The following is a 7,201-nucleotide window of genomic DNA, read 5'->3' as shown; positions in this document are numbered from 1 at the left end:
CACTTGGCTGCATCCGCTATCACACCTGGCGATCTAGATGTCTGGGTAGTCCGGTCGGGCCTGCCCGAGCCGGGCGCGGCAGCCGCAGCCTTCGAAGAACTGCAGCAACAACTGCCCACCTCGGACCTTCAGATCGTCTACGACGATATGAGTCGCGACCGTGACCGCTTCGACGCTCTCACAATGCTTTCCGCGCTGCCGAGAGTCGCGACTGCGATGGGACCTGTGGTCGACGAGCCCGACATCACGGACTACCGCCTTGGCACGCCAGAACCATCGGAGGTCTGTAAGGCTGTCCCCGACGATTAGAGAGGTGGACGGGATCCTGAGTGCGACTCTGGATGTCAGCTGCTTGGCGGGGTTGTTCGCCCGAGCTCTTCTTCAAGGGCAGACAGCTGTTGTCGGGCGGTGTTGATGAACGTTCGAGCGCAATCGCTGCAGTAGTGGGCAGTGTCACGGTCGACCTTGACGATAAGTATCGGGTCGCCCTTATTGAGCACGTGGTTTTTGTCTGACCGACACGGGTGCCGTCGTCCTGCCGTGCCAATCGACAGCGTTCGCAGCAGTGAGCGGGGCTTACCCATGTCGCAGTTCCTCCTCGACCGCAGCAACGATCTGAGGCAACCGCGCGATGAGGTAGTCGCAGTCGTCCGCGGTGTAATCCTTCCTATTGGTGGCACCGCTGGGAACCATTGTCTTGATCCGCCTGTCGATGGCCGATTTCACGGTGACGAAGTTCTCCCGGGTGCGGTCCAGCTCGCGGCCAACGCGATTGAGGCTGTGTTTGGCCAGAAACTTGCCAGCCTCGTTCTTCACCAAATCGTCGAGCAGGGTCTTTTTGGATCGACGTGTCTGTTGTTTGGTGGGCTGGACGCGTTGTAGCTGATCGAATTTGACTCCGGTGTCGATACCCTTTTCCTTGAGCACGGTCAGGGCCTGCGCAACATCTGGGTCGGCGCTGAGGGCGATCAGGGTCAGGTTTTCGAGTTGGATGTCGGCCTGGCCAGTGATCACCGGCAGCGGAGCGTTCTGGCCACCTCCAGGTGGGGGTTCGCGAGTGGGCAGGGGTTCAACAACGGTCTCGTCGATGAGCTGCGCGAAGAACTCTTGGTCTGCTTCGGCGAACTCCTGGAAGTCGTTCCAGACCCCGGTGATGTTGCCGCCGACGTGAAAAACGACGACGCCATCGTTGACGGCATCGAAGGGGTCAACATCTGGAATCACCCGCATGATGCGCCCCACGAACTGCATGAAAGGGCTGAGGTTGTTGAAGATGCTGAAGACAGCGGCGACGCTGAGATACGGGTGGTCGTATCCTTCACCGAGTTTGCGCACCTGTACGATCACGTCGAGTTCGTGGTTCTCCAACCGCTGGTAAACTCGCTCGTTCGCTTTGCTCTTGCCTTCGATCAGGCTGTGAACGAAGTCGGCGCGGAGCCCCAGTTCGCGGAACTTGGCGACGACCTGTTTGCAGTGCTCCATGTTCAACGCCGCCGCAATGATCTTAAGCCTGGCCTCGCCGGTCTTTTCCCGCAGCTCGAACAATTTCTGGCGGGAGGCCTCGGCGATGGTGGTGAGGGTGGCGTCTGAGCTCACGACGCTGCGCCGGAAGCCTGCGTCGCGCTCGCCGAGGCGGCGGACCTCTTCCAAGGACACCTCGACTTCGGTGTTGTCGTCAGGGCGCCGGACGTAGTGCAGCGTGGTCGGGTTGAGGCGGTAGCCGTTGATGCGCTTGACGTATCCCTTCTCCACCGCGCGAGAGATGGGGTAGCTGTAGATGATTTCACCGGCCATGATTCGCCCGTCGGCACGACCGGGGGTGGCGCTCACGTTCACGATGCGTGCGTCCGGGAAGTGCCGCCGCAGAGTGTCCCAGCTCTCGGCCACGTTGTGATGGCCTTCGTCGAACATGATCAGATCGAAGAAGTCGGCAGGAAGCTTTGCAAGCCAGGTGTTTTCGGCTCGCTGGAGCTGATGAATATTCGTCACCACGATGTCAGCCACTTCGAGATCGGTGACGTTGGTCGACGTGCCTCGGATTTCTGCGGGCTCTGGGAACGGCGCGGAGTCCAACACTTTGCGCTTAAGGTAGAAGAACTTCGGGTCGCTAGGTGTCAGATCCTTCAGCAGCTGGTCGGCGATCTTGAGGTTCGGTGCGACCAGCAGTGCGCGGTGAGACTGTGCGGCGAACGGCGTGAGAGCCAGGAGGCCTGACTTCCCGCAGCCCACCGGCAGCACGACGGAGACTTCGCGGCCCTCGGGAGCGTCGAAGTCGTGCCCGGTGAGCGTTTCGTATGCCTCGATCTGCGGCTCGCGCAAGGACGCATTGCCCGTCACGGTGGGTCGCAGGGTGACGTACTGGTCGATTTTCATAAAGCTACCCCTTTTGTGGAAAACGTTGTCGGCAAGGCGATCTGGTTCAGGATGCGGAACTCTTCGGAGGCCGCAGCTTCTCGACGCCGCTACGGATCGCGGGGGGCAGCGTGCGGATCGCGAAATCGCTGATCGACCACTCGACGTCATCGGCGTCGGCCGCCCGCAACGCTTCCACTGCTGCCGAGGCCATCTCGTCAGACTTGACCTCCTGCAGGATCTTGACCAGGACGTCACGCACGTGCCACCGGTTGTGGCGGGGCCCCAGCGACGCGAGCGCGCCCACGCTCATCCGCATCACGCTGGAGTCCTTCGTCTCGGCCACGACAATGCGGGTGAAGTCAGCCAGCACGTCGCAGTACTCGAACGAGAAGTTCCCATGCCTCAGAAAGTCGGTGAACCGCTGGTAGACGCGCTGGAACGCGCCCCGCTGTTCGCTCCAGAGGAATTTGACGGACCCTCGAGTGCACCAGGGCAGCACTCGGGTCAGCACGTGCATGTCGTCGTGGCTGGACTCATCCAACGCGGCTGCCCACTCGATCATCTCGATCAAGTCCGCGTCGGCGACCGACGGACTGCGCATGCGGTCCTGCAGGCGCTCCGCTGCCTCTTCCTTCGACTCGTTGGCCACGTATTCCTCGTGTGCATCAACAGCACGCTCGAGTGCATTCATGAAGTGCTCGATCGACTGGTAACGGCGATCAGGCGAGTTGGCGATCGCGGTCTCGATGACAGGTCGCAGCGGGCCGGGCTCCACCTCGTTGTTCACTGGGAAGTCCTGAGTCACGAGCTCCTGCAGGATCTTGCCCAGACCGTAGATGTCGGAACGGTGGTCGGCGCTTCGGGCCCGTTGCCACTGCTCCGGTGCTGTGTAGACCCACGTGCCCAACCCTTGTCGCAGCGTTGAGGTCAGCGGGTCGGTGTGCCGCTCGGCCTCAACGGCAAGCCCGAAATCCGATACCGCCCAATCGCCGTTGCTCAGCCGCAAAACGTTGGCCGGCTTGAGATCTCGGTGATAGATGCCCCGATCATGGACGTAACCGAGCCCCGTGCAGATCTGACGCATGATGTCGACGATCAATCGCGCTTGGCCGCCCACCGTGTCGACGTAGTCGGTCAGGCTGCCCTGCGCCAACGGCATCGCATACCAGATGTTGTCGTCGTCGGTCTCGCCGTGGGCAAGCACCGAAATAACGTTGGGGTGGTGCAGGTCTTCGAGGAGCCGAAGCTCACGCCGAAACCTCTTGATGGCTTCGGGGTCAACCGCGACGGTGTCCTTCAGCACTTTGACGGCGACCAGTTCGCTGGTCTTGCGGTCGGTGGCACGGAAGACGTCGGCGAAGCCGCCACCACCGATCCGAGCGTGTTCCAGCAGGAATCGCCCACCCAGCGTGCGGGTCTTCTCGTCCGACTTCGGCCTGCCGGCCTTGGTCTGACGGAGGCCTGAGCTGTTCCATCCAGCGACAACATCGAGGTCCCAGATAGGGCCCTGCGCAATCTCCCCCACCGCGTCGGGGAAGTCGTTTCGCTGCCGCAGTGTCGCGATGCGCTGAGTGCTCACGCCGAGCTCCTCGGCCACCTCCGATATTCCGCCAAGACGCACGGTTGCCTCCAGAAATAGTTGTTCTCAAATCAAGTATAACACCGAATTGGTTGTGGTTGGCTCAACTATTTATCGCGTCGTCGCCGAGCGGCGACAAAACCGGTTGCCCACGTCCGCGCGTCGTAGCACGGTGGGGACGACGACGAGTCGGTAATTTGGCTGCGAGAGACCCCGAACGGAACGGATCCCTGTTCTAAGCAGATCACTCAGTCATCGGTGATGCCGATTTCTGGAGATTGTTGCTTGGCGTGGGGGCCGCGTTCGCGAAGCCAGGTGGCCTCAAGGTGTCGCTGGTAGGCGGCGTGGATGGTGGCGTGGAGCTGGGCGGCGCGTGCGAGGCTGTCGCGCAGTCGCTCGTCGAGTATGGCTGGGTGCAGGCGCCCTGCCTGGGTGAGCGCGGGGTCGAGGTCGGGCGGGGTCCCGCGGTTGATGACAGCCGACGTTGGGGGCGCGCCGATGGTTGTCGTCCAGGGTAATTCGGTGGCGACGAGTCGCAGGAGCCGCTGGGCAGGCTTGGGTGGCCACGTTTGGCCGGTCGTGTCGAGCAGGACAAGGCCGGACTGGTTGGCCGCGGCGTGTTCGGCGAGGTCGGCGATTATTGCAGGGTCGGCGCTGGCGGCGTCGTCGATGATGATGAGACTGCCGGGGGGTAACGGCGACTGCGACTTTTTGTTGGTGATGGTGGCGTGGGTTTCGGTGATGGTGGCAGCGGTGTCGGCGAGCTCGTTGGTCACGGCGTCCTCGGCTTGTTCGCGAGTAGGGCTGCACCACAGGATCTTTCGTTCGGAGGCTGCAGCCGCGCTGTGCAGGGTGTGCAGGGCGGCGCGGCGCTCGGGCGAGGGTTGGGCGTGCACGACCGTGACGGCGAAGGGCAGCCTTGCGGTGCTGGTGATGGCGGCGGCTATGGCGGGGGAGAGGTCGGCGGCGGCACTGTTGGCAAGGCTGAGGGGGCGGTGCGGTTGGAAGCGGCTGGCGGCTTCGAGCACGCGTAGCTCGATGGCCAGTTGGCCGAGTTGGGCGGTGATGTGCTCGGCCGAACGGGTTTCGGCGGCCGCGAACGCGGCGGCGGCAGCCAGTTCTGCGCGGTCAAGGTCACGGCGCAGCTGGCTGGAGCGCCGGCGGGCGGCCAGCACGGCGCGATCGTCTTCGGATCGTGCTTCGGCGATGACGTTGTCGACGTCGTCACCGCTGATGACGCGGTCCGCGCCGCCGGCGGCCTTTGCACGCGCCGCGAGTGCTTCGCGAAGCGCAGCCTGATAGCGCTCGGCGGGCGCAGTGTCGGGGAGTGCCATGAGTCGCAGTTGGACATCGAGTTTGGCCGAGGCGATGTCAAGTGGGTCGACGTCAGGTTGAGCCTGCAGCTCGTCGAGCTGGTTGCGCGCCCAGTCGACATGGCTTAGCGCTGTCTCGTATTCGGCTTCGGCGTCGGCCCATTCGGCGGTCACGTCGTGAACGGCGATCAAGTAGGGGCGGTCGGCGTCGGCGCGCTGGCGCAGTTCGCGGATGCGCGGGGTGGCTTGGCGCATTGCCGGTCCGTCACCAATTGCGGCGCGGGCATGCAGGGCCTGATGGTCGGCCAGCGCCTGCTGGTATTGGGTCCGCAAGCTGGTGAGGTCAAGCAGAGCGGCCGGCAGTGGCGGGGGTGCCACGCGGTGGCGGGGGAGGTCGTCGAAGTCCAGGCCGGCGAGTTCGTCGGCGGTCTCAAGCGGGGTGTTGGTCGGGTCGGGCTCAACGAGTTCGGGGTGCCACGGTTGCGTAGACAGGTCGGTGGCAGGCATGTCAATCCTGGTTGCGTGGGGGTCGGGGGGAAGTTGTTCTTCTTCCTCGGGGTGCAGTGGGGGTTGTTCGGGTAGCGGGTGGTCGGCGTGGTCGTGGTGGCCGCCGATCAGGTCGACGGTGTAGGTGATGGTGCGGGCGTATTGGTAGGCGGGGATGGTGTGGTCGGGGTCGACGTCGGCCAGGTGCTCGGCGGCGACGTGAAGAAGGTCGGCGGGGGTCCAGCGGGTGGGGTCGGCGGCATTGACAGCTGAGACGAGGCCGGGCCAGGCGGGATCGGCGACGATGGATTGCGCGGTTGCTGACCCAAAGACGTTGTGCAAGTCAGCGATCCAGGCAGGGCGCAGGCCGGTGTGGGGGGCATCGACGGTGGCCGCGGGCGTGAGTTCGGCGGCAAGACGCCACCACAGCGCGGCGGCGGGCAGCTCGTCGGGGAGCGGACGTTGGATGGCGGCCGCGCGAACGAGGCCGGGCAGGTCGGGCCGGCTGGTGGCGGCTTGGGCGAGGTGGGCGGCCAGTTGGGGCCAGTACCCGTCGGCGCGGATGCGCGGATCGATGGAGTCGATCAGCTGCTCAAAGCGGCGAGCATGCGGGCTTTGGGTGCGCACCACCGCTTGAGCCCGGTTTTCGAGGAGTTTTTGGATGGTGCGGGCGCGCACGGCGTATTGGGGTGGGCCGAGCAGGGTGGTGTCTTCGGCAACCACGTTGTGGGCGGCGCGGAAGACCGCGATTTCGGCGGCGAGTTGGGGGTTGGCGGCCAGCACGGGTTTGGCCCAGGCCGGCGCGGTCGCCGGTGTCCATTGGTGGGTGACGGTTTCACGGATCTGGTCTGCCAGCTCGGCAACCAGCACGGCGCGACCGGTCAGGCAGTTCTCCCATGCGGGGTCGTTGGCCAGCAAAGTGGGAGTGGCGGGCAGCCAGCGCAGCGGCCCGATACCGGCAGAGTGTCCGCCGGTGGGGTCGATGCGCCAGTCGAGCACCGCGGCGGGATCGTGGGCACTGAAAAGCTCGCCTACGCTGGCGGCCTCGGTCAGTGTGGCGAACGGGTCGCGCCCGTCGGCGCCGATGATCGCCAAGTGTTTGCAGAGCACTGGCCATGCTTCGGCGCGGGTCAACCCTGGATAGAGCTGATCGGCGGTGATGTGCAGTTGGGCCAGCAGGGCCGGGGAAGCCAGGGCCTGGGCGGCGTCGCCCAAGGCGTTGTAGTACATCGCCGCGGCCGGGCCCAACCGCACGAAGGGGTCGCGGGCTTCGCGTGCGGCACTGGTGGCCGAGACTTGTGCGCCGTCGCGTGACAGCGTTTTGGTCAGGACATCGACGGCCGTTTCGGGGTGAGTTGCTTTGGGCGACAACACCCGGTGCGGGTCGGATTCCGCGGTGGATAGATAGATGTGGTTTTCGATGCGGCCGCGAGTTAATGCCACGTAGAGCAGTTGGCGAGTGAGACTC

At 64.5% G+C, this 7,201-nt stretch carries 3 protein-coding genes and 1 pseudogene; 1 reads left to right on the top strand and 3 read right to left on the bottom strand.

The annotated features are described in order from the left end of the window. Window positions 1–309: hypothetical protein (locus JF781_RS26965; protein WP_225330577.1), on the top strand; the 309-nt coding region annotated here is incomplete at its 5' end. Window positions 310–576: 267 nt separating this feature from the next. Here JF781_RS26965 and JF781_RS26960 read toward each other — a convergent pair. The 3 genes and pseudogenes from JF781_RS26960 to JF781_RS26950 form a co-directional block, all read right to left on the bottom strand. Next, entirely contained in the window at window positions 577–2,373 is a 1,797-nt protein-coding gene (locus tag JF781_RS26960; protein WP_007172175.1) for a DEAD/DEAH box helicase, read from the bottom strand. A gap of 46 nt (window positions 2,374–2,419) precedes the next feature. Continuing rightward, on the bottom strand, window positions 2,420–3,934 hold the full coding sequence (locus JF781_RS26955; RefSeq protein WP_197083339.1) for a serine/threonine-protein kinase: 1,515 nt from the start codon (window positions 3,932–3,934) through the stop codon (window positions 2,420–2,422). A gap of 248 nt (window positions 3,935–4,182) precedes the next feature. Continuing rightward, a pseudogene (locus JF781_RS26950) lies at window positions 4,183–7,201 on the bottom strand (exonuclease V subunit alpha); the annotation flags it as partial.

The sequence above is a fragment of the Mycobacterium sp. WUMAC-067 genome, from assembly GCF_020217485.1.
GTDB lineage: Bacteria > Actinomycetota > Actinomycetes > Mycobacteriales > Mycobacteriaceae > Mycobacterium.
Note: the sequence above shows the minus strand (reverse complement) of the source record. Positions and strands in the feature narration are given on the sequence as shown.